Genomic DNA, 26,411 nt, shown 5'->3' with positions numbered 1-26,411 from the left:
ACGGAAGCGCGCGAAAAATTTTCGCGATTTCCGTGGCCCAGGTTGCCGAGCGCGTGGCCGCCGCGAGACTGAAGCGACGGGGGAGTTTGCTCGGGGTTGGGTGTCTCGCCCTCTCCCGCCCCGGGAGAGGGAGGTTTCTGCATGGCGTCGCTTACTTCCCTTACCCGTCCTGCTTGACGTCGCCGGCGAACAGGTAGCCCGTGCCGTGGACGGTGACGATCAGCCGGGGGTCTGCGGGGTCGGGTTCGATCAGGCGGCGCAGGCGGCGGACGAGGCTGTCGATGGTGCGGTCGGTCGCATCCGTCTTGCGCCGCGTCGTCGCCGTCAGCAGATAGTCGCGGTTCATCACCCGGCCGGGGTTGCAGACGAAGGTCGACAGCAGTTCGAACTCGGCCCCCGTGAGGCGAACCGGATTGCCCCGCGGATCGGTCAGGCGCATGCGGTCCAGCCACAGCGTCCAGCCCGAAAAGCAGCGCCGGCGGTCGTCGCGCTGGTCGCCCGGCGCCTTCAGCCGGCGCAGGAGGTTCCGCACCCGCGCCAGGATCTCCCGCGGCTCGAACGGCTTCGCGATGTAGTCGTCCGCCCCCATCTCCAGCCCGATGATGCGGTCCAGCTTCTCCGCCCGGCTGCTGACCAGGATGATGCCGATCTCCGACGCCGCGCGCAGTTCGCGGGTCAGGGTCAGCCCGTCCTGGCGCGGCAGCCGGATGTCGAGCAGCACGAGGTCCACCGCCGTCGCCGCCAGCAGATCCTTCAGCTCCTCGGCGCTTCGGGCCAGCAGGACGTCGAAGCCCTCATCCGTCAGATAGGACTTCAGCGTCTCGCGCGTCACCGCGTCGTCGTCGGTGATGGCAATGGTCGCCGGCATGGCCCTCTTGTCCGCCTCTCAGCGCCCCCTATGCCTCAATGCTCCAGGATCTGGCCCAGGAACTGGCGGGTGCGCTCGCTTTTCGGGTTCTCGAAGAATTCGGCCGGCGACCCGCTCTCGATGATCGAGCCTTCGGCCATGAAGACAATAGAGTCGGCGACCTGCCGGGCGAAACCCATTTCGTGGGTGACGCAGACCATGGTCATGCCCTCGCCCGCCAGTTCGGTCATGACGTCCAGCACCNTGGCGTCGAGGTTCGACAAAGGCTCGTCGAGCAGCAGGATCTTCGGCTCGATCACCACGGTGCGCGCCAGCGCCACGCGCTGCTGCTGGCCGCCCGACAGCTGGCCGGGGAACTTGTGCGCCTGATCGGGGATGCGCACCCGCTTCAGGTACATCATGGCGATTTCCTCGATCTCGGACTTCGCCATGCCGCGGACCCAGATCGGGGCCAGCGTCAGGTTCTGCAGCACGGTCAGGTGCGGGAACAGGTTGAAGTTCTGGAACACCATGCCGACCTTGCGGCGGATCTTCTCCACCGCCTTGACGTCGTCGGTCAGCTCGATGCCGTCGACGATGATGTGGCCGGTCTGGTGCGCCTCGAGCCGGTTGATGCAGCGGATCATCGTCGACTTGCCCGACCCGGACGGGCCGCAGACGACGACCTTCTCGCCCTTGCCGATGCTGATGCTGACGTCGCGCAGCGCGTGGTAGCTGGCGTACCACTTGCCGACCTTGCGGAGTTCGATGATGGCGTTGGCGGTCATGTGTCGGTCTCCAGAGCCGGTCAGCGGCTGGTGTAACGGTTGGCCAGACGCTCCAGCCACTGGCTGTAGCGCGACATGCTGAAGCAGAAGATCCAGAACATCAGGCCGGCGAAGACATAGACCTCGGCGAAATAGGGGCGCCATTCGGGGTCGGTCGTCGCCACGGTGGCGGCGGTCAGCAGGTCGTACAGGCCGACGATGGTGACCAGCGAGGTGTCCTTGAAGGCGCTGATGAACTGGTTGACGATGGGCGGAATGACGATCCGCAGGGCCTGCGGCAGGACGATCAGCATCGTCTTCTGCCAGTAGGACAGGCCGAGAGCGTCGGCGGCCTCGTACTGGCCCCTGGGGATCGCCTGCAGGCCGCCGCGCACGGCCTCGGCCAGATAGGCGGCGGTGAACAGGGTCATGCCGGCCAGAGCGCGCAGCAGCTTGTCGACCGTGACGCCTTCCGGCAGGAACAGCGGGAACATCACCGACGCCATGAACAGCACGCTGACCAGCGGCACGCCGCGCATCAGCTCGATGAAGCCGATGCAGAAGGTGCGGATGGCGGGCAGCGAGGACTGGCGGCCGAGCGCCAGCAGGATCGACAGCGGGAAGGCCAGCGCGATGGAGAAGACCGACAGCATCAGCGTGATCGGCAGCCCGCCCCAGCGGTCGTTCGGCACATAGCTGAGGCCGGCGACGCCGCCCCACATCAGCCCGCCCATGCCGACCAGCGTCAGCGCCCAGGCAACGGCCAGCCAGGGCCGCCAGAAGGCGCGCACGCCGCTGGCGCCCAGCATCGCCACGAACAGGGCGCAGGCCAGGAAGGGGCGCCACTGCTCGTCATAGGGATATGTCCCGAAGAAGATCAGCCGGTGCTTGACCGCGATCACCGACCAGCAGGCGCCGGCCGCCTCGCGGCAGGCCTCCGAACTGGTGCCGGACCAGCTGGCGTTCAGCACGAGCCAATTCGCCATCGGCGGAACCACCAGCCACAGCAGGCCGAGGCAGGCCAGCGTCAGGACCGTGTTCAGCGGCGTGTTGAACAAATTGTCCTTGGCCCAGCCGAAGGGCTTCAGTGCCGTCATGCCGTTGGCCTGCGGCGGGGCGGAGGCCTGGCTCGGCTCCTCCTCGTAGGAGGCGGCCCAGCGGGCGGGGGGGACGGGACCGGTGGGGATGGCGGCCCGGTCGGCCGGGGAGTGCGTGTTCATCTGATCCCTCATCGCGTCACCAGGGCCACACGGCGGTTGTACCAGTTCATGAAGCCGGAGATGCTGAGGCTGATGACGAGGTAGACGAGCATCATCATCGCCACCGCTTCCACCACCTGCCCGGTCTGGTTGGCCGNGGCCGCCTGGTCAGCGGCGGCACGATGACGCGCAGGGCCTGCGGCAGGATGATCAGGCGCAGGATCTTGCCCGGCGACAGCCCCAGCGCCAGCCCGGCCTCGGTCTGGCCGTGCGGCACGGCGAGGATGCCGGAGCGGACGATCTCGGCGATGAAACCGGCGGTGTAGACCGACAGGCCGATCAGCAGCGCGGTGAATTCCGGTGTGACCGACCCGCCGCCCTCGAAGTTGAAGCCGGCCAGGACCGGCACGTCGAAGGCGAGCGGCGCGCCGGTGGCGATGAATGCCGCGGCCGGCGGCAGCAGCACCGCGGCGATGGCGGCCGGGAGGGTGGGGAAGGGCTTGCCGGTCGTCTCGCGATGGCGGCGGCCGTGGCGGACGATGGCGACGGCGGCGCCGATGCCGGCGATCAGCGCCAGCAGGGCCCAGCCATGGCCGGCATGCTCCACCAGAACCGGGAACTTCATGCCGCGGTTGCTGAGGAAGAAGCCCGGCAGGATCTCCAGCGCCTCGCGCGGGCTGGGGAGCCGGTTCATGATGGTGTACCAGACCACCAGCTGCAGCAGCAGCGGCACGTTGCGCACCGTCTCGACATACAGGGTGGCGAAGCGGTTCACCATCCAGTTGGAGGAGAGACGCGCGATGCCGATCAGCACGCCGATCACGGTGGCCAGCACGACGCCGGTGGCCGACACCGACAGCGTGTTCAGCAGGCCGACGACCAGCGCCTTCAGATAGGTGTCGGAGGCGGAATAGGACAGCAGGCTTTCGCCGATCTCGAAGCCGGCCTCGCGCTGCAGGAAGCCGAAGCCGGTGGCGACGCCGCGGGTGGCGAGGTTGGTCAGCGTGTTGGAAACGAGATACCAGGCGACGGCGAGGGTGCAGGCCAGGAACAGCGCCTGATACAGCCACCCCCGCACGCGCGCGGAGTTCAGCGCCTGGACCGGGTTTGTCATGGTGTTGCTCCGTGCGGGGGGTAAAAGCCCTCTCTTCCCTCTGAAGGGGAAGAGAGGGGGAGGGCGCCCTTACTTCATCGGCGGGGCGTACATCAGGCCGCCTTCGGTGTAGAGCGCGTTCTGGCCGCGCGGCATCTTCAGCTTGGAACCGGCGCCGACGTTGCGCTCATAGCTCTGGGCGTAGTTGCCGACCTGCTTGATGATGTTGAAGGCCCAATTCTCCTCGACGCCCAGCGCCTTCCCGTTGCCGGCGGTCACGCCCAGCAGGCGCTTCACGTCGGGATCGGGAGAGGTCATGGCGCTGTCGACGGTCTCCGACGTCAGGCCCTTCTCCTCGGCCTGGACCATGGCGTAGAAGGCCCAGGTGACCAGGTTCATCCACTCCTCGTCGCCCTGGCGGACGGCCGGGGACAGCGGCTCCTTGGAGATCAGCTCGGGCAGGATGACGTAGTCGTTGGGGTTCGGCACCTCGGCGGCGCGGATGGCGGCCAGCTGCGAGGCGTCGGAGGTCAGGGCGTCGCAGCGGCCGGCGAAGAAGGCCTTGTTCAGCTCCTCGTTCTTCTCGATGACGACCGGCTTGAAGGTCATCTTGTTGGCGCGGAAGTAGTCCGAAACGTTCTGCTCGGTCGTGGTGCCGGGCAGGACGCAGACGGTGGCGCCGTTCAGCTGCTTGGCGCTTTTCAGCCCCAGCTTGGACGACACCATGAAGCCCTGGCCGTCGTAATAGTTGGTCGGCGTGAAGTTCAGGCCGTTGGCGGTGTCGCGGGTCAGGGTGCGGGTGGTGTTGCGGGCGAGGATGTCGATCTCGCCGGACTGCAGGGCCGGCAGGCGCTGCTGGGCCGACAGCGGGGTGTACTTCACCTTTTCGGCATCGCCGAACATGGCGGCGGCGACGGCGCGGCACATGTCGACGTCCAGACCCGTCCACTTGCCCTTGTCGTCCGGCGACGAGAAGCCGTAGAGGCCCAGGTTGACACCGCACTGGACGTAGCCCTTCTGCTTCACGCCGTCGAAGGTGGCGCCGGCCTGGGCGGTGCCGGACAGGGCGAGAGCGGAGACGGACAGGGTGGCCGCGATTGCGAGGGCGCCCAGACGGGACTTCATGGGACGGGTCTTCACGGGGCGGGGCTCCTTCAGCCTTGATCGTTCGGGGATCGTTCGGGGGGCGCCGGGGGCAGGGCATCTCCCCCGGCCGCCGCGCATCCCGAAAATCGCTCAGTGGATTGAACAAAGTGCCCCGCGGACTTGAACGGCTGTGGTGGAGTTGTGAACAGGTTTGGACAGATCCCCTCGTCCGCGGCGAGGCCGGCGATTGCGCTTCGCCCGATGCCGGTCAAAGGCGGCAAAGCCGGAAATTTTCCTGGGACATCGGCGGACTGCCCCTGCAAGCCTTGGCTGCCGGTGTTATGCTGGCGCCGGGATCGGTGGAAACGGGATGTCGATGGGGTCGGTTTGGACGGTCTGGCAGCCGGTTTGGCAGCGGGTGGCGCGTTTTTCGCTGCTGCGGCGCGGTCCCGCCCTGCGCTATGGCGCGGGGCTGCTGACCTTTGGCATCGCCCTGCTGCTGCGCTGGGCCGTCGACGGCATCCTGCCGTCCGGTTTCCCCTATCTCACCTTTTTTCCCGCGGTGATCCTGACCACCTTCGTCGCCGGGCTGGGGCCGGGGGTGGCGACCGCCGTGCTGTCGGGGCTGGCCGCCTGGTACTTCTTCATTCCGCCTTACGACAGCTTTACGCTGACTGTCTCCAGCGGTCTGGCGCTTGCCTTCTATGCGGTGATCGTCACCGTTGACATCGCGCTTATCCACGGCATGCAGGTGACGCTGGCGCGCCTGCGCGAGGAACGTCGCCGCACGGCTTCCCTGCTGGCGGCGCAGACCACCATGTTTCACGAGCTTCAGCACCGCGTCGCCAACAACATGCAGTTCGTCTCCTCGGTCCTCGACCTGCAGAGGCGGTCGGTCGGCCGGTCGCCGGACGGGGCGATGGCGGCGCTGGAGGAGGCGGGACGGCGGTTGGACACCATGGCGCGGGTGCACCGGCGTCTGCACGATCCCCGGTCGGGAGACGATTTCGGCCGCCACATCGAAGGGCTGTGCCGGGACATGCTGGAGGCCGCGGGCAAACCCGACGTCACCTGCCGCGTCTCGGTCGGTGCTGCGCCGCAGTCGCCCGAACGGCTGCTGGCCCTGGCGCTGCTGATCGTGGAGGCGTTGACCAACGCGCTGAAGCACGCCTTCGTCGGCCGCGAGGGCGGGATCGTCGCCATCGACCTGCAGGCCGTGCCGGACCATCCCGGCCATCTGCACCTGCGGGTGAGCGACGACGGCGTCGGCTTGCCGGAGGGGGTCGACGTGCAGCGCCTGCCGAGTCTGGGTTGGAAAATCATCCAGAGCCTGTCCGGCCAGTTGTCCGGCGAACTGAGCTACGGTCCCGCCGGCGGGGCCGACGGCACCGGCACGCGGATCGACCTGCGCTTTCCCGCCTGAGGCCGCGCCTGTCCGGATGTCCATTGCGGCTTTTCCATCGCCAGGATCCGAACTATCTGTGATCCTGCCGGTTGCAACGGGAACCGGCAGGCGACAGGGAGAGGACGGGTTATGGCGACGCTGAAGGAATTCGAGGACGCGCTGAAGGCGGCGGGCAACACGGCGGCGCTGGAGATCCTGGAATCCCTGAGGGCGCGCGACCGCAGCCAGCGTTCCATCCGCCCGGCCCGCCGCCTGACCGGACGCAAGATGACGCCGGAACTGGCCGCCGAGATCCTGCATCTGCACGAAACCACGAACATGACCCAGCAGGAGATCGCCTTCCAGCTGGGCGTCAACCAGGGTCGGGTGAACGAGGTCATCAAGCGCCGCAAATGGCTGACCGAGGATCCCGCCGCACCGGAAGCCCAGGCCCGCGACATGGGCAAGCAGCGGGCCAAGGACGGCGCCGGCGTCGCGCCGCGCCGGCCGCCGCGGAAGAAGAAGGCCGCGGAGCCGGAGGCGGAGGCCGTGCCCGAAATGGTGCCGGACGTGGAACTGGACGTGGCGCCGGTGGCCGCGCCGCCTGCGGAACCGGTGGCGGAATCAATGGCGGAGGCGGCGCCGGAGATTGCCGCCGTGCCGGAGCCGGCGGCCGAGCTGCCCATGCCGATGCCGGCACCGGACCTGCCGGTGGAGCAGGCCGCCAAGGCCGAGGACACGCCGAAGCGGAAGTCCGCCCCGCGCAAGCAGGGCAAGGCCCCGAAAGCGCCGGAAATGCCGCTGTTCAAGGACCTGCTGTAGGCAACTGTTTCGGTAGCCGACGCTTGATCTCTGCGACCGTCATCCCCGCGAAGGCGGGGATCCAGAAACCTCCGCATTTAAGTCACTGAACCGGCTGGATTCCCGCCTTCGCGGGACTGACGGCCGTGATTGAAAAGGCCGGCTCCGGCGGATCATGGGCCTCAATCCGCGCGCTCCATCGGCCGAGCCATGCCCGTCGCTCATCTCGCATCTGCGGAATTGGCGGCCTGCGGCGGATTGCCTCAGTGGGGGTGCGGCAAATATCCTGACCGTGTCCCGGTCGTTTTCCGTCCCCTGACCGCCGGGGTCCCGAATTCCTTCCTCAAGCGGCGACAGCGGAGAAACGACCATGGCTTCAGCCGGCCATCACGGCGACATGCGTGCGGAGGCACAGGTGGCCTCCGCCCATCCCGGACTGGTGCTTCTGGCGCTCGCCATGGGCGGTTTCGCCATCGGAACGACCGAGTTCGCGACGATGAGCCTGCTGCCCTATTTCGCCCAGGGACTCGGCATCGACGAACCGACCGCCGGGCACGTCATCAGCGCCTATGCGCTGGGCGTGGTGGTGGGTGCGCCGGTGATCGCGGTGCTGGCGGCGCGGCTGTCGCGGCGGACGCTGCTGATCGGGTTGATGGCGGTCTTCGCCGCCGCCAACGTGGCCAGCGCCTTCTCCCCCTCCTATGGCTGGATGCTGGTCTTCCGTTTCCTGAGCGGCCTGCCGCATGGCGCCTATTTCGGCGTGGCCGCCCTGGTCGCGGCCTCGCTGGTGCCGCCGCAGCGCCGGGCGCAGGCGGTGGCGCGCACCATGCTGGGGCTGACGGTGGCGACCATCGTCGGCGTGCCGATGGCAAACTGGATCGGCCAGGCGATGGGCTGGCGCTGGGGCTTCGGCGTCGTCGGGCTGCTGGCCCTGCTGACCGTGCTGCTGGTCTGGATCTACGCACCCAAGGACCGGCCGCATCCGAATGCCAGCCCGCTGCGCGAGTTGGGCGCGCTGAAGCGGCGGCAGGTCTGGCTGACGCTGGGCATCGGCGCCATCGGCTTCGGCGGCATGTTCGCCGTCTACACCTATGTCGCCTCGACGCTGATGGAGGTGACGCAGGTCTCGCCTTCGGCGGTGCCGGTGGTGCTGGCGGTGTTCGGTGCCGGCATGACCGTCGGCACGCTGGTCAGCGCCTGGGCGGCCGACCGCGCCCTGATGCCGACCGTCGCCTTCATCCTGCTGTGGAGCGCCGGCTCGCTGGCGCTCTATCCCTTCGCCGCCGGCAATGTCTGGCTGGTGTCGGTCGTGGTGTTCATGATCGGTTGCGGCGGTGGGCTCGGCACCCCCTTGCAGGCCCGGCTGATGGATGTGGCGGAGGATGCGCAGACGCTGGCCGCGGCGCTGAACCACAGCGCCTTCAATGCCGCCAACGCGCTCGGTCCCTGGCTGGGCGGCATGGCGATCGCCGCCGGCTGGGGCTGGACCTCGACCGGCTGGGTCGGTTCGGCGTTGGCGCTGGGCGGTCTGGCGGTCTGGGCGGTGGCGATGCTGGAAGACCGCGCCAGCCGCGCCGCCGACGCCCGGCTGGCCGAGGCCTGCGCCGGCGACTGAGCCGTCAACGCCCCGACCCTAGCGTCCCGATACATCCCAGGCGATCCGCGCCGGATGTTCGCCGAGGTCGAGGGAGCCGATGACGATCTCCCCCCGGCCGGACAGCGGCACCACGTCGCCCATCTTCAGCAGGCGCTGTTCGCCGGTCTGCCGCACCAGCCGGGTGCCGTTGCGGCTGAGATCCTCCAGCGTGAAGGTGCCGTCGCGCAACCGCACCACCGCATGGCGGCGCGAGGCGGAGGCATGGTCGAGCACGATGCCGCATTCGGCGGCGCGGCCGATCACGACATCGCCGCCGAAATCGGGCAGGGCGACCTTGCGGCCCTGGAAGCTCAGCGTCAGGCGCGGCGCCGGCGGCGCCTGCATGTCGACCGTCATCGTCTCCGCTGCCGGAGACGCGATGCGCATTCCGGCAAGGACGCCGCTGCCGGTCACCGACAGCCGCTGGTCGTCGGGGATGGCGGCGATCTTGGCGATCAGTCCGTCGGCCAGGACGCGGGGAATGCCGGCGGCCCGCAGCCGGCGGCCCAGCCCCTCGCGCACCTCCTGGAGGGAGGCGCCGGGGGCGGCAAGCTCGGCGGCCGATTTCACCCGGTTGAACTCGTCGGCGACACGCTGGATGACGGTGCTGATCTTGCGGTGGCCATAGGCGCTGGTGCCGAGATCCAGCAGATAGCCCAGCCGCCCGGCCGCCGTGCCGAAGCGCCCGACCAGCCGTGTCATCGTCTCCTCGAAGGGCAGGTCGCTGCCGCCGGCCGCCCACACCGTCTTCCCGCGGCGGGTCAGCGATTCCGCCATGGCAGGACCGCCCATGAAGCCGTCGAAGGCGATCATCCCGTCGACGATGGCACCGAAGGCGCGGGCGTCGCTGGCGGCTCCGGTGCGGGTCAGCGGCGTCAGCCCGTCCAGTCCGCCGCGGATGCGGTTGAGCAGGGCCTCCCGCGTCCGGGGAAAGCCGGTTGCCGGTCCCTCGGACCCCAGCACGTTCGACAGCGCCAGCAGCGGTTCGGTGTGGGGCAGGCGGTCGTCCAGGTCGCCGCGCAGGGTGGCCAGCAGCGCCAGGATGGCCGATCCCAGGTCGGGCGCGTAGCCGATCAGCGCGCGGATCGGTTCCCGCCCGTCGACGATCTCCGCCGTGAACTCGTCCACCAGCCGGCTGTTCTCGCCGTCGCCCTCCCGGTGCAGGCGCAGCACCGCGGACAGCTTGGCCCCCCATTCGCGGTGCGGTTCCAGCAGCGTGCCGAAGGCGTGGGTGACGATGCGGTCGCGCTCCTCCACCGGGCGGTCGACGGCGGCCAGCAGCAGCCCGGATATGCCGCCGCGCATCAGCGCCTGATCGTAGGAGGCCAGCGTGCCGGACGCCTGGGCGAGTTCCTTCAGCCCGGCGAACAGGCGGATGATCTGGTCGTAGCGCTCATGCGGCTTCAGCCCGAGCATCGGCGCCTGGATGGCGGCAAGCCGGCTGACCGCCGGATTGAACAGCAGCGCCTCCCGTTCGAAATAGCGCAGCGGATAGTAGCGGTGAAGCTGTTCCGCCGGAATGACGCCCTGGTCGTCCCAATAACCGCGCAGCAGCCGCAGCAGGGTCATCCGGCTGTCGAAGGAGAAGACCTGCTGCACGCTCGTGCAGAGGCTGGCCTCCTCGATCGGGGAAATGGTGGTCAGCTTGGTTCCGCCGGAGGAGGATTTCTGGAAGATCGTCTCTTCCCGCCCGGTGCCGGTGACCTTCACCACCCGCACCACCGGGAACTTGGCAAGGCGCAGCAGGAAGTTGGCGCGTTCCGTCGCCGACTTCTCGTCATCGAAGACGCCGTCGATGTTCGGTTTGCCGCCCTGTTCGACCACCACCTCGAAGCGCGCCTCGCGCCGCTTGGACATCGCCATACCGTCCCCCTTCGGCCTGCCCCTGTCGGACTGCTGCCCGGCTACGTCCCTGTTCGCGATTTCCAGCGATTTTTCCCTAAAATACTTTATGAAAGCCTGTATCAGAAGCGGAAAGACCCGACCCGTGACCGTCCTTCCCGATTTGAGGCGCCGCCGGCCCGCGATGCCGCTCGGCCGCCGTCCGTTCCTCGGCCTGCTCGGTTCCCTCGCTCTGTCTGCAGTGGCGCGGCCTTCATATTCTGCAACCAGGAATTTTGAAGGGGAGGGGCCGGAAGGCACCGCGGTCGGCTATATCCTGTTCGATCCCGACGGCGGCCCGGCTCTGGAGTCGTGGTTGGCCGACAGCCCCTTCATCCCGGCATCGGTGGCGAAACTGCCGACCGCTTCGGCGGCGCTGGCCCTGCTGGGACCGGACCACCGGTTCACCACCCGGCTGCTGGGAGGCGGCGTTTCCGGCGATCCGTCTGCCGACGGGGTGCTGCGCGGCGATCTGATCCTGCAGGGCGGCGGCGATCCGGCCCTGGCGACGGAGGGATTGCAGCAATTGCTCGACCGGGCGCGCGCCGCCGGACTTCGCCGGGTGGAGGGGCGCTTCCTCTACGACGCCTCGCTGCTGCCCGAACTGGCGGAGATCGATTCGGGCCAGCCCTGGGCCGCTCCCTACAACACGGGCGTCGGGGCGCTGTCGCTGAACTACAACCGCGCGCTGCTGAGTTGGGGCCGGGGCGGGCCGGAGGCGCTGACCGTCGCCGACGCCGGACGGCTGCCGTTGGAGAGCGTCTCCGTCCTGCCGATGGCGGCGGGCGGCCGCTTTCCGCTGCTGCCGGACGGGGCGGACCGCTGGCGCATGATGCCGCCCGCGGCGGGGGCGGCGGGGGCGGCCTGGGTGCCGGTGGCCCGGCCGGCATTGGCCGCCGCCACGCTGTTCCGCCGGCTGGCCGCCGAGGCCGGCATCGCCCTGCCGCCGCCCCTGCCGGGACGGGCGCCGGCGGCTGCGACGGCGATCGCGACCCTGGACAGCCTGCCGCTGGCGGAACTGGTCCGCGGGCTTCTGCGCCATTCCAACAACCTGTCGGCCGAGATGATCGGGCTGGCCGCCGCGCGGCGGCTGGATCCGGCCGTCGCGACGCTCGGGCGTTCCGCCGCGCTGCTGCAGGGCCGGCTGGCGCGGCAGCCGCTGGACGGGGCCGGCTGGAACGGGTTGCTGCTGGCCAACCATTCGGGGCTGGGCACCGGGTCGCGCGCCACGCCGCGGCAGATGGCGGCGCTGCTGCGGGCCGGCGGGCCGGCGCTGTGGGACCTGCTGCCGGGGGAGGAGGACGGCAAGGCGCTGCCCTCCGGCGTCCGGGCCAAGTCCGGAACCCTGGCCTATGTCAAGGGGTTGGCCGGGCTGCTGACGGCAACCAGCGGCCGGCGTCTGGGCTTCGTCCTGTTCATCGCCGATCCCGCGCGCCGGGCGGCGATGGACGCCGCGCTGGACCGCCGGGTGACCGCCATCCCGGCCGACGCGCGCAGCTGGGCCGGCGAGGCCCGCAGGCTGCAGGCCGGAATTCCGGATCGTTGGGCCCTTGCCTATTGACTGACATAGGTCATAGGGCCGACGGTGCGGCGTCCGTTAAAATGCAAGCCAAAGTCGAACTGATACAAAACCGTCGCAGTTGCATTGACCGCCTGTCCAGCCGAACCATATCGGTCCGCATTCCGCAGCGAGGGCTCCTGATCCGATGATGACAGATCGTTCCGGCACTTCTACCGCGTGCAGCGTCCTTCGCCGCCGGCTGGAACGTCAGGATACCGCCGCCAACCGCTATCACGACCGGCGGCTGGGGGCGGAGGTCGTCAACATCGTCGTCGGCGGCTGCGTCGTCACCGACGATCCCAATGTCGTGATCACCACCACGCTGGGCTCCTGCGTCGCCGCCTGCCTGTATGACCCCATCGAGGAGATCGGCGGCATGAACCATTTCCTGCTGCCCGACGCCGGAACGGACGAGCTGTCGCTGTCGTCGCGCTACGGCGCCACGGCAATGGAGCATCTGATCAACCGGCTGCTGACCGTCACCGGCCGGCGCGACCGTCTGCGGGCCAAGGTGTTCGGCGGTGCCAACGTCAATCTGACCACGCTGCGGACCGCCAACATCGGGCAGCGCAACGTCGAATTCGTGATGAAGTATCTGGCGACCGAAGGCATCCCCACCGTCAGCTGGGACGTCGGCGGCGCCAGCCCGCGCGCCGTGCGCTTCTTCCCCACCAGCGGGCGCAGCCAGCGCCGGCTGATCGGCGACGAGACGCTGCACGACATCACACGAAACGAGTCGTCCTACATGGAGCATCTGGGCCGGACGCGGATCGAAGGCGAGGTCGAGCTGTTCTGATAAGCCCGACCGGCGCATTGCCGATACCCGCCGTTCCTCCGCGGAGCCCGTCATGGCCGACACGCTGTTCCGGATCGCCACCTTCAACCTGGAAAACCTGGACGACGATGCCGACGAGCCGCCCTTCGAGGCGCGGATCGCCACCCTGCGCCCGCAGCTGGAACGGCTGGAGGCCGATATCCTCTGTCTGCAGGAGGTCGATGCCCAGCACCCGGTCAAGAGCGAGCCGCGGATCCTGCGCGCGCTCACCCGGCTGCTGGCGGGCACGCGCTATGCGGAGTATCACGTCACCGCAGGCGACGCCCCGTCGCCGGCCGACCGCCACAACCCGGTGATCGTCAGCCGCTGGCCGATCAGGGCGGCGCGGCTGCTGCGCCACCATCTGGTGCCGCCGGCCCGCGTGCGGCTCGCCACCGCAGATCCGGCCTCCGATACCGAGACCGAGGTCGGCTGGGACCGGCCGGTGCTGCATGCCGAGGTGGAGCTGCCGGGCGGCAGCATCCTGCATGTCTTCGACCTGCATCTGCGCGCGCCCATCGCCGCCCCGGTGCCGGGGCAGAAGGCGGGCGCCCAGACCTGGAAGACGGCGGCCGGCTGGGCGGAAGGCTTCTATCTCGCCTCGATCAAGCGGACGGGGCAGGCGCTGGAGACGCGCATGGCGGTCGACCGGCTGTTCGACGCCGATCCCGACGCGCTGATCGTGGTTGCCGGCGACTGCAACGCCGACCTGGAGCAGACCGCCGTCCGCATCATCCGCGCCGCCCCGGACTTCACCGGCAACCCGGAGCTGGCGAACCGCGTGCTGGAGCCGCTTGAGCAGGCGATCCCGGACGAGCGGCGCTACACCGTCCTGCATGCCGGCACCCCGGTGCTGCTGGACCATTTGATGACCTCGCCCCGGCTGACCGGGCGGCTGCGGGAGGTCGCCATCCACAACGAGGGCTTGACCGACGAGGTCGATCACGCCGACGAGCCCTCGCCCGTCAGCTACCACGCGCCGGTGGTGGCGAGTTTCGCGCTGTAGGGCTGGATTTGCCGGGGCAACTGGTGGAAAACATCGCCGTCGGAATTTTTGCGGCGCTCCGGTCCGGTTGAGAGGGCCAGCGCCAATTGGGGAGACAGCATGTTCACTGCCGCCAGCTTCCGCGTCGGCGACCGCGTGACGATCCGCAGCGGCCAGTCCATTCCGCAATCCACCGCCACGGTGGAACGCTACACCGAAGGGGGGCGCTGCATGGTTCTGTCCGACGGCAGCGAATGGCGCGCCGACGGGCGCCGCCAGTGGGGCTTCCGCGGCAGCTACTACAAGGGGCCGGTTGTCGAGCCGTTCGAGCCGGGCGACGACGAGTTCATCGCGCGGCGCCGCGCCATCGGCGCGTTGCGCAAGTTCGGCGACGGGCTGACGATGGACTCTCCGCTGAGCACCGAGGCGCTGCAGCGGATTCTCGATGTCGTCGACAAGGAAAAGGCGGCGGCGAAGAAAGAGGGATAATCGTGAAGGAAGCCGGCGGCCCCTCGTGGGGCCGCCGGCTTCCTTCATCTCAGCGCGCTCACTCCGCCGCGATGGTGGCCGGGGCGGCTTCCTCGGCCGGCACCGTGCGGATCAGGTGGTCGAAGGCGGCCAGCGCGGCCTTGGCGCCTTCGCCCATGGCGATGATGATCTGCTTGAACGGCACCGTCGTCGCATCACCGGCGGCGAAGACGCCGGGCAGCGAGGTCTGGCCGCGGTTGTCCACCTCGATCTCGCCGCGCGGGGTCAGCGCCAGCGTGCCCTTCAGCCATTCGGTGTTCGGCACCAGGCCGATCTGCACGAAGATGCCTTCCAGATCGATCCGCTTCAGCTCGCCACCGTTGCGGTCCTTGTAGGACAGCCCGACGACCTTGCTGCCGTCGCCATGAACCTCGGTGGTCTGGGCCGAGACGATGACGGTGACATTCGGCAGGCTGTGCAGCTTGCGCTGCAGCACCGCGTCGGCGCGCAGCTGGCTGTCGAACTCGATCAGCGTGACGTGCGAGACGATGCCGGCGAGGTCGATGGCCGCTTCCACACCGGAGTTGCCGCCGCCGATCACCGCCACGCGCTTGCCCTTGAACAGCGGGCCGTCGCAGTGCGGGCAGTAGGCCACACCCTTGTTGCGGTATTCCGCCTCGCCCGGAACATTCATCGAGCGCCAGCGGGCGCCGGTCGACAGCACCACCGTGCGGGACTTCAGCGAGGCGCCGCTGGCCAGCTTCACCTCGATCAGCCCGCCTTCCTGCGACGCCGGCACCAGGGCGGTGGCGGTCTGCAGGTTCATCACGTCGACCTCATAGTCCTTGACGTGCTGTTCCAGCGCCGCGGCCAGCTTCGGCCCTTCGGTGTGCGAGACCGAGATGAAGTTCTCGATCGCCATGGTGTCGAGCACCTGACCGCCGAACCGCTCGGCCGCCACGCCGGTGCGGATGCCCTTGCGGGCGGCGTAGATGGCGGCCGCGGCGCCGGCGGGGCCGCCGCCGATCACCAGCACCTCGAACGGGGCCTTGGTCTTGATCTTCTCGGCGGCGCGGGCGACGGCGCCGGTGTCCAGCTTCGCGACGATCTGCGCCACGTCCATCCGGCCCTGGGCGAAGGGCTCGCCATTGAGGAAGACGGTGGGCACGGCCATCACCTGCCGCTGCTCGACCTCCTGCTGGAACAGCGCGCCGTCGATGGCGACATGCTTGATCCGCGGGTTCAGCGCGCTCATCAGGTTCAGGGCCTGGACGACGTCCGGGCAGTTCTGGCAGGTCAGAGAGAAATAGGTCTCGAAGCGGAAGTCGCCGTCGAGGTTGCGGATCTGCTCCAGCAGCTCCTCGGATTCCTTCGACGGGTGGCCGCCGACCTGGAGCAGCGCCAGCACCAGCGAATTGAACTCATGCCCCATCGGCAGACCGGCGAAGGTGACGCCGTAATCGCTGCCGACCCGGTTGATCGCGAAGGACGGCTTGCGGCTGTCATGTCCGTTCAGGTCCAGCGAAATCCTGTCGGACAGCGAGGCGATGTCCTCCAGCAGACCCCGCATCTCCTGCGACTTGGCGCCGTCGTCCAGCGAGGCGACCAGGACGATGGGGTGGGTGATGCGCTCCAGATAGGCCTTCAACTGCGTCTTCAGATTGGCGTCCAGCATGGCTTTCGTTCCCAACGTCTCGTGTCCGGGGCGGATCGCCTGCGTGGCTTCGCGGCGGTCCGGGCGGAAAATGGTGGCCCGAGCAGAAAGAGCCGGTCGGGCGGGCGGTCTGGTTTTGAAACAGCGATGAGATCGGAGCGTCATCGTCCTCCCCGCGCAGGCGGGGATCCAGGCTTGGAGAAGGCTGCGACAAAAAGCGCCTGGGTGCCCGCCTTCGCGGGGATGGGGAAACCGATGACGGGTCCTGATACTGCGGAACCTGACAGCGGGGAGGCTTTGAAAGCCGGCCCGCAGGAAGCTGCCTTGCGGCACGGTCGGCCTGTGCAAGGGCACTGCAACAGCTGCCCGCCGGAGCGGGGTGGGGGCCGGCCGGAACCGGCCCCCGATCCGAGAGTTTCCTGGAGGGGAAACCTTAGATCTTGCCGACGAGGTCGAGCGACGGGGCGAGGGTCTTCTCGCCTTCCTGCCACTTGGCCGGGCAGACCTCGCCCGGGTGGGCGGCGACATACTGGGCGGCCTTGACCTTGCGCAGCAGCTCCTTGGCGTCGCGGCCGACGCCGCCGGCGGTGATCTCGACGATCTGGATCTTGCCGTCCGGATCGACGACGAAGGTGCCGCGGTCGGCCAGGCCGGCTTCCTCGATCAGGACCTCGAAGTTGCGGCTGATCGCCAGCGTCGGATCGGCCAGCATGGTGTAGTTGATCTTGCCGATGGCCGGCGAGGTGTCGTGCCAGGCCTTGTGGCAGAAGTGGGTGTCGGTCGAGACGCTGTAGATCTCGACGCCCAGCTTCTGGAACTCGGCGTAGTTGTCGGCCAGGTCTTCCAGCTCCGTCGGGCAGACGAAGGTGAAGTCGGCCGGGTAGAAGAACACGACCGACCACTTGCCCTTCAGGTCGGCGTCGGTCACGTCGATGAACTTGCCATTCTTGTAGGCCTTGGCGGCGAAGGGCTTAATCTCGCTGTTGATCAAAGACATTTGTGCTCTCCGATGGAGTCCGATGGTTGGTTGGCGCCCCAATCCCTGGACGCTGGCCCCGGCTGCTGGCCGTGACATGCCCGACTTAGTGCGGCGCACCGGGTCGAACAAGGGGCCTTTCCTGTGGCTGGGGGGCGGGGCGTTGTTCCGTTGTCCCGTTGACGAATGGAGGAATACGGGAATTCTGTGATCAAGAGAAGTAGAAAATACCAATTGATCTGATCGATAAAAGCGATTAGCTATCGCGGCATGAAGCCGCTCCCCACCCTGCGCCAGCTCCGCTATCTCGTCGCCGTCGTCGACCGCTGCCATTTCGGGCAGGCGGCGGAGGCCTGCCTCGTCAGCCAATCCACGCTCAGCGCCGGCCTGCAGGAACTGGAAGACCTGCTGGGCGCCACGCTGGTGGAGCGCACGCGCCGTTCTGTGCTGCCGACCCCGCTCGGCCGCGAAATCGCGGAACGGGCGCGCCAGCTGCTGAAGGGGGCGGAGGAGCTGGTGGAGATCACCCGCTCCGCCGCCGACCCGATGTCCGGGGCGCTCCATCTGGGGGTGATCCCCACCATCGGCCCCTTCCTGATCCCCCGCGTGATGCCGGCCCTGCGCGAGGCCTTCCCGCGCCTGCGCCTCTACCTGCGCGAGGACCAGACGGCACGCCTGCTCGGCCAGCTGAATGCCGGCAAGCTCGATGCGGCCTTGCTGGCCTTGCCCTATCCGATGGGCGACCTGGAGACGGAGGACATCGCGGAGGACCGCTTCTCCTTCGTCTGCCCCGCCGGCCACCGGCTGGACGGCAGCGACCCGACACAGGCCGTGACGGTGCCGTCCGAGGATCTGCTGCTGCTTGAGGACGGGCATTGCCTGCGCGACCACGCCATGGCCGCCTGCGCGCTGGACGCCACGCCGCACAACACCGCCTTCCAGGGCACCAGTCTGCACACGCTGGTTCAGATGGTCGCGAACGGGCTGGGGGTGACGCTGCTGCCGCAGATGGCGGTCGATTCGGGCATCCTGCGCGGGCTCGATCTGGCGGTGCATCCGCTGGCCGGCGACCGCCCCGGCCGCCGAATCGCTCTGGCCTGGCGCCGCACCTCCGGCCGGAAGGAGACCTTCCAGCGGCTGGCCGAAGCGCTGCGGGCGGAGATGACGCGCAACGACGGCTGAGCGGCGATGCCGCAAAGAAACGCTTGGTCCGGCGGGTGCGAGGTGGTTTAAACGGGGCGGTTTCTCGCTCGTCCGATCCGCCTTCCAACCCGCTTCCGGGACACCCCGCGTCATGGCCACCACCGACACCGCCCCTCTGTTCGACCGCGTCGCCATCGTCGGCATCGGTCTGATCGGTTCCTCCCTGGCGCGGGCGCTCACGGAATATGCGATCGCGCGGCAGGTCGTCTGCGCCGACCGCGATCCGGCGGCCTGCGCCAAGGCGCTGGAACTGGGCATCGTGGCGGAGGCCACCACCGATCTGGCGGCGGCGCTGGCCGGGGCCGATCTGGTGGTGCTGGCGACCCCGGTCGGCAGCTTCGCGACGGTGGGCGAGGCCATCGGGCCGCTCTTGCAGCGCGGGGCCATCGTCACCGATGTCGGCTCGGTCAAGCAGGCGACTCTGCGCGACATCGGGCCGCATCTGCCGGACGGCGTCCATCTGATCCCCGGCCATCCGGTGGCGGGCACCGAGCATTCCGGCCCCGAGGCCGGCTTCGCCACCCTGTTCCAGGGCCGCTGGTGCATTCTGACCCCGGCGACCGGCGCCGACCGCCATGCGCTGGCGCGGGTGACGGAGATGTGGCGCCGCGTCGGCTCGACCGTGGAGATCATGGAGGCCAGCCACCACGACCGCGTGCTGGCCATCACCTCGCACCTGCCGCACCTGATCGCCTACACCATCGTCGGCACCGCGTCCGACCTGGAGGAGGACACCAAGTCCGAGGTCATCAAGTTCTCGGCCGGCGGTTTCCGCGACTTCACCCGCATCGCCGCCAGCGATCCGGTGATGTGGCGCGACATCTTCCTCAACAACCGCGAAGCGGTGCTGGAGATTCTGCAGCGCTTCACCGAGGATCTGACGGCGCTGCAGCGCTCCATCCGCTGGGGCGAGGGCGAACAGTTGCAGGACCACTTCACGAAGACGCGTGCGGTGCGCCGGGGGATCATCGACGCCAAGCANGGGGGAGGGATGGGGAGGGGGCCAACAACACCCGCTACGACGCCCGCAACGCCCCCAGGAACCCGTCCACCTCCTGCCGCATCCGTCCGGCATCGTCCTGCACCGTATCGACCGAGCGCACCATCACCCCGCTCGCCTGTTCGGCCGACGCGGCGGCGGCAGTGACGGCGGCGATGTTGTCGGAGACGCTGCGGGTGCCGTCGGCGGCGTCCTGGATGTTGGCGGCGATCTCACCCACGGCGGCGGACTGCTGTTCCACCGCGGCGGCGACCTCGCTGGAGATCTCGTTCAGCCGGGCGATGGTGCGCGTCACCGCGCCGATGGTGTCGACCGCGGTGCCGGACGCGCTCTGGATCTCGGCGATGCGCGCCTGGATCTCGGCGGTCGCCTTCGCCNAGCGCCAGCAGGTTGGTCTGGCCGGCGATGCCGGAAATCATGTCCACCACTTTGCCGATCTCCTCCGCCGCCTCGGCGAGGCTGCCCATCACCGCGGTGCTGCGTTCGGCGTCGCGGGTGGCGTCGGCGGCGATGCCGGCGGAATCGGCGACCAGACGGGCGATGCCGGCGAAGCTGGCAGACAGCTCGGCGGTGGCGGCGGCGACGCTGTCGACATTGGCCGAGGCGCGGCCGGCGGCCGACGACACCGCGTCGGAATGGCGCGCGGTCTCCGCGGCTCCCTCGGCCATCGCGGTGGAGGCGGCGGCCATCTCGGCGGTGGAGGCCGACAGCGCTTCGACCAGCCGCTTCACCGTCGCCTCGAAGCCGTCGGCCAGGGTGCGCAGTTCGCGGCGGCGCTCCTCGGCGGCGGCGGTCTTCAGCCGCTCCTGCTCCTGCTGGAGGCGTTCGGTGTCGATCATGGTGTCGCGGAAGACGCGGGCGGCGGTCGCCATGCGGCCGATCTCGTCGCGGCGGCCCTCCCCAAGACCGGCCTCGAAACTGGCGGAGAAATCGCGGGCGGCCAGCCGCTCCAGGGCGCTCGCCACGTCGAGGATCGGGCGCGAAATGCCGCGCACCAGCACGGCGCCGAACCCGAGCGCCAGCAGGGTGCAGAGCGTCACCCCGCCCAGAACCATGACGTGGGCGCTGTTGTAGACCTCCGCCCCCTGGTCGGCGACGGCGCCGGCATCGGCCATCGTGCCGTCGACCAGCGCGTCCAGAGCTTCCTGCACGCGGGCAAAGGCGACGGCGCTGGGGCGCTTGAAGACGCTGACGGCGGACTGGGCGTTGCCGTCGCGGGCCTGGGCGCGCACCCGGTCGGCGGCGGCGGCATAGGCGGTCCAGGCCTCGTCGAACGCCGCCAGCCGCGCCGCTCCTTCGCCGGCGGCAAAGCGGGTGCCGGCGTCCTGCCGGCGGGCCGTGACCTCGGCCACGGCTTCGGTCCAGCCCTTTTCCGCCTGGTTCACCTGCATCTCGTTGGTGGCGAGCGCATAGGCGGCTTCCGCGATGCGATGACTCTGCGCGGCGGAGGTCAGTTGAGCGGCCAACTGGGTCGCCGGCAGCGACCGGCTGCGCATGGTTTCGGCAGCATTGTTTAGAATTTCCAGCCGGCTGAGCGTGAACAGGCCGAAGGCGCCGGCCATCACCACGGTGCCCAGCACGGCGACGATGATCTTGGCGCGGATGGTGAGACGCCCGAATGCACGAATTTTAGCCATGTTGCCTGCATCCCCGCCAAGACATCGGCAAGAGAAAGTCTACACCGATGGAATTATCAGACCCTCAATCTTACTAATCCGAATGTTTAAAATTATCAACGCGGAAGGTGAGCGGATCGGTCGGAGAATTGCCGGGGGACGGAAGTTGTCACCGCCCTGATGGGAGCGGGAGAACGCGGACCCGAAAACGAAACGGCCGCCGCACCCGGTCGGTGCGGCGGCCGTTTCGGGACCGGCTGAGGATGGAGATCAGGCGGCCTTGCGAACGGAACCCAGCTCGGTGAACAGCTTCACCACGGCTTCGACGAACTCGTTCAGCTGGTCCTGGCCCAGCGCCGAGACCGTGATGTCGTCGACGACCAGAGCCTCGTCGCTGATCCGGCCGCCGGCGGCGGTCAGGTCGGCGCGGTAGGCCTCCGGAGCGGCCAGCAGGCGGCCGCGCAGCTTGCCGGGGATGGCGAGCAGCTGAATGCCCTGGTCGATGGCGGCGATCGGCTTGCCGGCATCCAGGAAATGGCCGACGATGCGGCGGGTGTGGGCCGACTGCTGCAGCTTCGCGACGCTGCGCTCACCGCCCGGCAGCAGCAGCATGTCGAAGTCGGCGCCCAGCGCCTCGCTCAGATGCTTGTCCACCGGGAAGTAATGGCCCCAGGACTTGCCGTGCCAGCCGTTGACCAGACCCGTCTCGGTGGAGATGGTGCGCAGGGTGGCGCCGGTCTTGATCAGCGCGCGTTGCGGCTCGGTCATCTCCGCTTCTTCGAAGCCGTTGGAGACGAGGATGGCGATGGACTTTCCTGCGAGCGATTGATCCATACTGTCTTGTCCTTTCATCGTTTCACCAAAAACGCCGGGCCGTCTCCGATGGCAAGTCGACCAGGGGAGAACCCGCCGGAGCAGGGGGGCGGTCGGGAAACGGTCATCGCCGCGCAAGGGGCTGCGCGGCGGCCAGTTCCGCCCGCCGGGACCCCGAGGTCGGGTGCCGGCGTGTGGGACCTTTACGTCCCGGATCGGTTTGTTTTCAGCATGCGGACTTACTTGGTCCCGATGCGGTGCCAAGTCAACAACGGATTCCGCGGCGCACCCAAGACTGCGGCCTCGCGGATCCGCGCGACGGCAAGGGATTTGCGGGCAATTTCCAGCCCCGTTCAAGACTTTCGGTCCAGCCGGCCCGTACCACCGGTTGATGCGGTGCAGGGCTGCCATACCATGGGGGCGTGGCTTCCCCGAAGGATTATTCCGAATGACCCTGCGTCCGGCGGCGATGACGCAAAAAAAACGGCCGGGGGGAAGGCCCCCGGCCGTTGGCAAGTCAAAGCATCAGCCGTTCGAAAAGATCCGGCTCGCACACCGGATCACGGACCAATCCCGTTGATCGGAACCTGCGATCAATGGAACTGGTCAGCCTCGGTGGAGTCCTTGTACGCGGTGGTCGAGGAGGTGCCGCCGGAGATCGCCGTGGCGACCGCGTCGAAGTAGCCGGTGCCGACTTCGCGCTGGTGCTTGGTGGCGGTGTAACCGTCCTTCTCGGCCGCGAACTCGGCCTGCTGCAGTTCGGAGTAGGCGGCCATGCCGCGCTCGGCGTAGCCCTTGGCGAGGGTGAAGGCCGAGTAGTTCAGGCTGTGGAAGCCGGCCAGCGTGACGAACTGGAACTTGTAGCCCATGGCGCCCAGCTCGCGCTGGTACTTGGCGATGGTCGCCTCGTCCAGGTTGGCGCGCCAGTTGAAGGAGGGCGAGCAGTTGTAGGCCAGCATCTTGCCCGGGAACTGCTTGTGCACGGCCTCGGCGAAGCGGCGGGCTTCGTCCAGGTTCGGCTTGGAGGTCTCCCACCACATCAGGTCCGAGTAGGGCGCGTAGGACAGGCCGCGGGCGATGCAATGTTCGACGCCAACGCCCTTCTTCAGGCGGAAGAAGCCTTCCGACGTACGGCCGGCGTCGAAGTCGATGAAGGGATGGTCGCGCTCATCGACATCCGAGGTGATGAGCTGCGCCGACTCGGCGTCGGTGCGGGCGATCACCAGGGTCGAGGTGCCGCAGACGTCGGCGGCCAGACGGGCGGCGTTCAGCGTGCGGATGTGCTGCTGCGTCGGGATCAGAACCTTGCCGCCGAGATGGCCGCACTTCTTTTCCGAAGCCAGCTGGTCTTCCCAGTGCACGCCGGCGGCACCGGCCTTGATCATCGACTTCATCAGCTCGAAGGCGTTCAGCGGGCCGCCGAAGCCGGCCTCGGCATCCGCGATGATCGGCGCGAACCAGTAGGTGTCGCCCTTGCCCTCGGAGGTCTGGATCTCGTCGGCGCGCTTGAAGGCGTTGTTGATGCGCTCGACCACCGCCGGGACCGAGTTGACCGGATACAGGCTCTGGTCCGGATACATCTGGCCGGCCGTGTTGGCGTCGCCGGCGACCTGCCAGCCCGACAGGTAGATGGCCTTCAGGCCGGCCTTGACCGCCTGCATCGCCTGGTTGCCGGTCAGCGCGCCCAGCGTGTTGATGTAGGGCTCGGTGTTCAGCAGTTCCCACATCCGGCGCGCGCCCAGCTCGGCCAGCGTGTACTCGATCTTGACCGAGCCGCTCAGACGCTTGACGTCGTCCATGGTGTAGTCGCGGCGGATGCCCTCGTAGCGGGCGGCGTGGATGGCGGCCTTGGTCTTTTCGTCGAGCGACATGGGTCAGGTTCCTTGTTGTCCGGTGCGCCCGGTCGATCGGGGCGGAACTGGGGTCTCGGGGCGGGCCTTTTGTCGGTCCCGGAACCGGTTGTGTGCAGTGGCGTTTCCTCCCGCCCTTGCTCTGCCTCCGGTGTCTTCGGGGCCGCTTGCGCTTTACAGCGCGGCCGTGAACCAAGACTTAAACCTGGCCCGAGTGCGTTGCAATAAGCCCTTGTTTGTAAAAAGGTCCGTTTGTAAACTGCCGTTTTCACAATCCTGTAAATCGGTAAATCTTGTAAAGTGGAGAGGCGCGGTGGCGACCATGGAAAAGAAGGCGATGCTGGGTCCGAAGGTCCGCCGCCTGCGCCGCGACCACGGCCTGACCCAGGCCCAGATGGCGGAGCAGCTGGGCATCTCCCCCAGCTATCTGAACCTGATCGAGCACAACCAGCGTCCCGTCACCGTGCCGCTGCTGCTGAAGCTGGGCCACCAGTTCGGTGTCGATCTGCAGGCCTTCGCCGAGGATGAGGAAAGCCGGCTGGTGGCCGGCCTGCGCGAGGTGTTCGCCGATCCGCTGTTCAACGGCTCCGACATCAAGAACCAGGATTTCCGCGAACTGGCGGCGGTGGCGCCGACGCTGGGGCAGGCGGTGGTGGCGCTCTATCGCGGCTTCCGCGGGGCGCGCGACGATCTCCAGGCGCTGGCGGAGCGGGTGGCCGACCGCGAGAAGCTGCATCTGGTGCAGAGCGCCGGCTTTCCGCAGGACGAGGTGCGCGACCTGTTCCAGGCCCATTCCAACCATTTCCCCGACCTGGAGGCGGCGGCCGAAAGCCTGTGGCAGGACGGCAAGCTGGAGCGCGGCGACCTCTATCGCGGGCTGGTCGACTGGCTGAACACCCAGCACAGCGTGCGCGTCCGCCTGCTGCCGTCGGAGGTGATGGGCTATGCCGTGCGCCGCTTCGACCGCCACAGCCGGCGCATCCTGCTGTCGGAGATGCTGGCCCCCTCGGGCCGCACCTTCCAGCTGGCCTGCCAGATCGCGCTGCTGCGCCACCGCGACCTGCTGAACGGCATCGTCGAGTCCGCCAACCTGTCGGGCGACGAGGCGCGGCGGCTGGCCCGCATCGGGCTGGCCAATTACTTCGCCGCGGCGGTGCTGATGCCCTATGCCCGCTTCCACGAGGCGGCGACCCAGCTGCGCTACGACATCGAAATCCTGCGGCGGCGCTTCGATGCGTCCTTCGAGCAGGTCTGCCACCGGCTGACCACCCTGCACCGGTCGGGGGCCAAGGGCGTGCCCTTCTTCTTCATGCGGGTGGACAGCGCCGGCAACGTGTCCAAGCGCTTTTCGGGGGCCGGCTTCCATTTCGCCCGCTTCGGCGGCGGCTGCCCGCGCTGGATCGTCTACGAGGCCTTCCGCACGCCGGGCAAGATCCACAGCCAGATGGCGGAGATGCCGGACGGCACCGCCTATTTCTCCATCGCCCGCACGGTGGTGAAGGCCGGCGGCGGCCACCGCAGCCCGCCGCAGCAATTCGCCGTGGCGCTGGGCTGTGATGTCCAGCATGCGGCTCAAGTCACCTATGCGGATGGGTTCGACCTGTCCAACACCGACGCGGCGACGCCGATCGGGGTGAATTGCCGGCTCTGCCCGCGTCTCGACTGCTCGCAGCGGGCGTTTCCGCCGCTGAATCATCGGCTTATCGTCGACGAGAACCTGCGCGGCCTGTCGCCCTACCTGTTCGCCCCGCCCAGCGCGGAGTAAGTCGGGAATTGACCGGGATCAATGTTGTACGGCGCAGATTGTGTTGTTTGCCGGAAAGCCCGTCATTTGACTGGTATAAATCCGTGGCCTTCGACCGGGTTTGTTGATAGGTTTCGGCCGTTGCGTCGCGGCAGCTCCGCTTGCGTGTTTGCGCACCGGCCACCTGATGCAGCGTCCCGGACAATGGCTAGAACAGTGCCAACGGAGTTGGCCTCGACAGGTTTTGGAACGCCCCCATGAGCAATCTGATCAAAGAGCGCGTGCTGACCGTTCACCACTGGACCGACACGCTGTTCAGCTTCACCACCACGCGCGATCCGTCCTTCCGCTTCCTGCCGGGGCAGTTCACCATGATCGGGCTGGAGGTCGAAGGCCGACCCCTGCTGCGCGCCTACAGCCTCGTCAGCGCGCATTACGAGGAAACGCTGGAGTTCTTCAGCATCAAGGTGCAGGACGGCCCGCTGACCTCGCGCCTGCAGCATCTGAAGGAAGGCGACACGCTGCTGGTGAACCGCAAGGCGACCGGCACGCTGATCACCGACAACCTGCTTCCCGGGCGGAACCTGTATCTGCTGAGCACCGGCACCGGCCTGGCGCCGTTCCTCAGCATCATCAAGGACCCGGAGATGTACGAGAAGTTCGACCGGGTGATCCTGACCCACGGCACCCGCACCGTGGCGGAGCTGGCCTATGACGACCTGATCCATCACAGCCTGCCGGAGAACGAGTTCTTCGGCGAGCAGGTGAAGGAGAAGCTGCTGTATTACCCGACCGTGACGCGCGAGCCCTTCCGTAACCAGGGCCGCCTGACCACGCTGATGGAAACCGGCAAGCTGTACAGCGACCTCGGCCTGCCGGAACTGGACGCCGAGAAGGACCGCGTGATGATCTGCGGCAGCCCGGCGATGCTGACCGAGACCACCACGATGATGGAGAAGCGCGGCTTCGTCATGGGCACCAACGGCGAGCCGGGCGGCTTCGTCATCGAGAAGGCGTTCGTCGAACGNTTCGA

The 26,411-nt window shown here is 68.3% G+C and carries 18 protein-coding genes and 6 pseudogenes; 11 read left to right on the top strand and 13 right to left on the bottom strand.

Features of this window, described 5'->3' with window-relative positions; genetic code table 11:
• Positions 1–160: 160 nt before the first annotated feature.
• From A6A40_RS25500 to A6A40_RS25480, 7 genes and pseudogenes are all read right to left on the bottom strand, one after another.
• Entirely contained in the window at positions 161–868 is a 708-nt protein-coding gene (locus A6A40_RS25500) for a response regulator (protein WP_108548663.1), read from the bottom strand.
• 35 nt (positions 869–903) lie between these two features.
• A pseudogene (gene glnQ / locus A6A40_RS31785) lies at positions 904–1,111 on the bottom strand (glutamine ABC transporter ATP-binding protein GlnQ); the annotation flags it as partial.
• Between the two features lies 1 nt (position 1,112).
• Positions 1,113–1,635, bottom strand: a 523-nt coding sequence (locus tag A6A40_RS25495) for an amino acid ABC transporter ATP-binding protein (protein WP_269467689.1), incomplete at its 3' end; no start/stop codon positions are given.
• 20 nt (positions 1,636–1,655) lie between these two features.
• The gene (locus A6A40_RS25490; protein ID WP_108548972.1) at positions 1,656–2,711 is read right to left on the bottom strand and encodes an amino acid ABC transporter permease; all 1,056 of its coding nucleotides are present in this window, start codon (positions 2,709–2,711) and stop codon (positions 1,656–1,658) included.
• A gap of 131 nt (positions 2,712–2,842) precedes the next feature.
• Positions 2,843–2,970 (bottom strand): annotated as a pseudogene (locus A6A40_RS32490) (amino acid ABC transporter permease); the annotation flags it as partial.
• Between the two features lies 1 nt (position 2,971).
• Positions 2,972–3,927: pseudogene (locus A6A40_RS25485) on the bottom strand (amino acid ABC transporter permease); the annotation flags it as partial.
• A gap of 69 nt (positions 3,928–3,996) precedes the next feature.
• Positions 3,997–5,031, bottom strand: a complete 1,035-nt coding sequence (locus tag A6A40_RS25480) for an amino acid ABC transporter substrate-binding protein (RefSeq protein WP_108548661.1) — start codon at positions 5,029–5,031, stop codon at positions 3,997–3,999.
• A gap of 337 nt (positions 5,032–5,368) precedes the next feature.
• Here A6A40_RS25480 and A6A40_RS25470 point away from each other — a divergent pair, with 337 nt between their 5' ends.
• From A6A40_RS25470 to A6A40_RS25460, 3 genes and pseudogenes are all read left to right on the top strand, one after another.
• A complete protein-coding gene (locus A6A40_RS25470; protein ID WP_108548659.1) occupies positions 5,369–6,415 on the top strand; it encodes a sensor histidine kinase in 1,047 nt (348 codons plus the stop codon).
• Between the two features lie 111 nt (positions 6,416–6,526).
• A pseudogene (locus A6A40_RS32485) lies at positions 6,527–6,845 on the top strand (hypothetical protein); the annotation flags it as partial.
• 702 nt (positions 6,846–7,547) lie between these two features.
• Complete coding sequence (locus A6A40_RS25460) at positions 7,548–8,792, top strand: MFS transporter (protein ID WP_174718548.1); 1,245 nt, start codon at positions 7,548–7,550, stop codon at positions 8,790–8,792.
• A gap of 18 nt (positions 8,793–8,810) precedes the next feature.
• On the opposite strand, the gene A6A40_RS25455 is transcribed toward A6A40_RS25460, so the two are convergent.
• Complete coding sequence (locus A6A40_RS25455; protein ID WP_108548657.1) at positions 8,811–10,676, bottom strand: FHA domain-containing protein; 1,866 nt, start codon at positions 10,674–10,676, stop codon at positions 8,811–8,813.
• A 124-nt stretch (positions 10,677–10,800) separates the two neighbouring features.
• Here A6A40_RS25455 and A6A40_RS25450 point away from each other — a divergent pair, with 124 nt between their 5' ends.
• From A6A40_RS25450 to A6A40_RS25435, 4 genes are all read left to right on the top strand, one after another.
• Entirely contained in the window at positions 10,801–12,255 is a 1,455-nt protein-coding gene (locus A6A40_RS25450) for a D-alanyl-D-alanine carboxypeptidase/D-alanyl-D-alanine-endopeptidase (protein WP_108548656.1), read from the top strand.
• Positions 12,256–12,400: 145 nt separating this feature from the next.
• Complete coding sequence (locus A6A40_RS25445) at positions 12,401–13,051, top strand: chemotaxis protein (protein WP_108548655.1); 651 nt, start codon at positions 12,401–12,403, stop codon at positions 13,049–13,051.
• A gap of 52 nt (positions 13,052–13,103) precedes the next feature.
• Positions 13,104–14,075 carry an endonuclease/exonuclease/phosphatase family protein gene (locus A6A40_RS25440; protein WP_108548654.1) on the top strand — a complete coding sequence of 324 codons (972 nt, stop codon included), beginning with the start codon at positions 13,104–13,106 and terminating at the stop codon, positions 14,073–14,075.
• A 99-nt stretch (positions 14,076–14,174) separates the two neighbouring features.
• Positions 14,175–14,543, top strand: a complete 369-nt coding sequence (locus A6A40_RS25435; RefSeq protein ID WP_108548653.1) for a hypothetical protein — start codon at positions 14,175–14,177, stop codon at positions 14,541–14,543.
• A 58-nt stretch (positions 14,544–14,601) separates the two neighbouring features.
• On the opposite strand, the gene ahpF is transcribed toward A6A40_RS25435, so the two are convergent.
• Positions 14,602–16,197, bottom strand: coding sequence for an alkyl hydroperoxide reductase subunit F (gene ahpF, locus A6A40_RS25430; RefSeq protein WP_108548652.1), 1,596 nt, complete (start codon positions 16,195–16,197; stop codon positions 14,602–14,604).
• A gap of 412 nt (positions 16,198–16,609) precedes the next feature.
• Entirely contained in the window at positions 16,610–17,173 is a 564-nt protein-coding gene (ahpC, locus tag A6A40_RS25425) for an alkyl hydroperoxide reductase subunit C (RefSeq protein ID WP_108548651.1), read from the bottom strand.
• Between the two features lie 249 nt (positions 17,174–17,422).
• Between ahpC and A6A40_RS25420 the strand changes: the two genes are divergently transcribed.
• Both A6A40_RS25420 and A6A40_RS25415 read left to right on the top strand, forming a co-directional pair.
• Positions 17,423–18,334: a hydrogen peroxide-inducible genes activator gene (locus A6A40_RS25420; RefSeq protein WP_108548650.1), complete on the top strand. Its 912-nt coding sequence runs from the start codon at positions 17,423–17,425 to the stop codon at positions 18,332–18,334.
• 112 nt (positions 18,335–18,446) lie between these two features.
• Positions 18,447–19,336, top strand: a pseudogene (locus tag A6A40_RS25415) (prephenate/arogenate dehydrogenase family protein); the annotation flags it as partial.
• A gap of 397 nt (positions 19,337–19,733) precedes the next feature.
• Here A6A40_RS25415 and A6A40_RS25410 read toward each other — a convergent pair.
• The 3 genes from A6A40_RS25410 to aceA all read right to left on the bottom strand — a co-directional run.
• Positions 19,734–20,917 (bottom strand): MCP four helix bundle domain-containing protein (locus A6A40_RS25410; RefSeq protein WP_236784086.1); only part of this gene is annotated, 1,184 nt, incomplete at its 3' end.
• Between the two features lie 324 nt (positions 20,918–21,241).
• Positions 21,242–21,805 (bottom strand): DJ-1/PfpI family protein, encoded by a 564-nt coding sequence (locus A6A40_RS25405; protein WP_042697580.1) that lies wholly within the window; start codon positions 21,803–21,805, stop codon positions 21,242–21,244.
• Between the two features lie 572 nt (positions 21,806–22,377).
• Positions 22,378–23,655: an isocitrate lyase gene (gene aceA / locus A6A40_RS25400; RefSeq protein WP_108548649.1), complete on the bottom strand. Its 1,278-nt coding sequence runs from the start codon at positions 23,653–23,655 to the stop codon at positions 22,378–22,380.
• A gap of 301 nt (positions 23,656–23,956) precedes the next feature.
• On the opposite strand from aceA, the gene A6A40_RS25395 reads away from it, so the two are divergent.
• Together A6A40_RS25395 and A6A40_RS25390 are read left to right on the top strand one after the other, a co-directional pair.
• Positions 23,957–25,399: a helix-turn-helix domain-containing protein gene (locus tag A6A40_RS25395; RefSeq protein ID WP_108548648.1), complete on the top strand. Its 1,443-nt coding sequence runs from the start codon at positions 23,957–23,959 to the stop codon at positions 25,397–25,399.
• Positions 25,400–25,635: 236 nt separating this feature from the next.
• Positions 25,636–26,405 (top strand): annotated as a pseudogene (locus tag A6A40_RS25390) (ferredoxin--NADP reductase); the annotation flags it as partial.
• Between the last annotated feature and the right edge of the window lie 6 nt (positions 26,406–26,411).

It is taken from the genome of Azospirillum humicireducens, from assembly GCF_001639105.2.
Classification (GTDB): Bacteria; Pseudomonadota; Alphaproteobacteria; order Azospirillales; family Azospirillaceae; genus Azospirillum; species Azospirillum humicireducens.
Note: the sequence above shows the minus strand (reverse complement) of the source record. Positions and strands in the feature narration are given on the sequence as shown.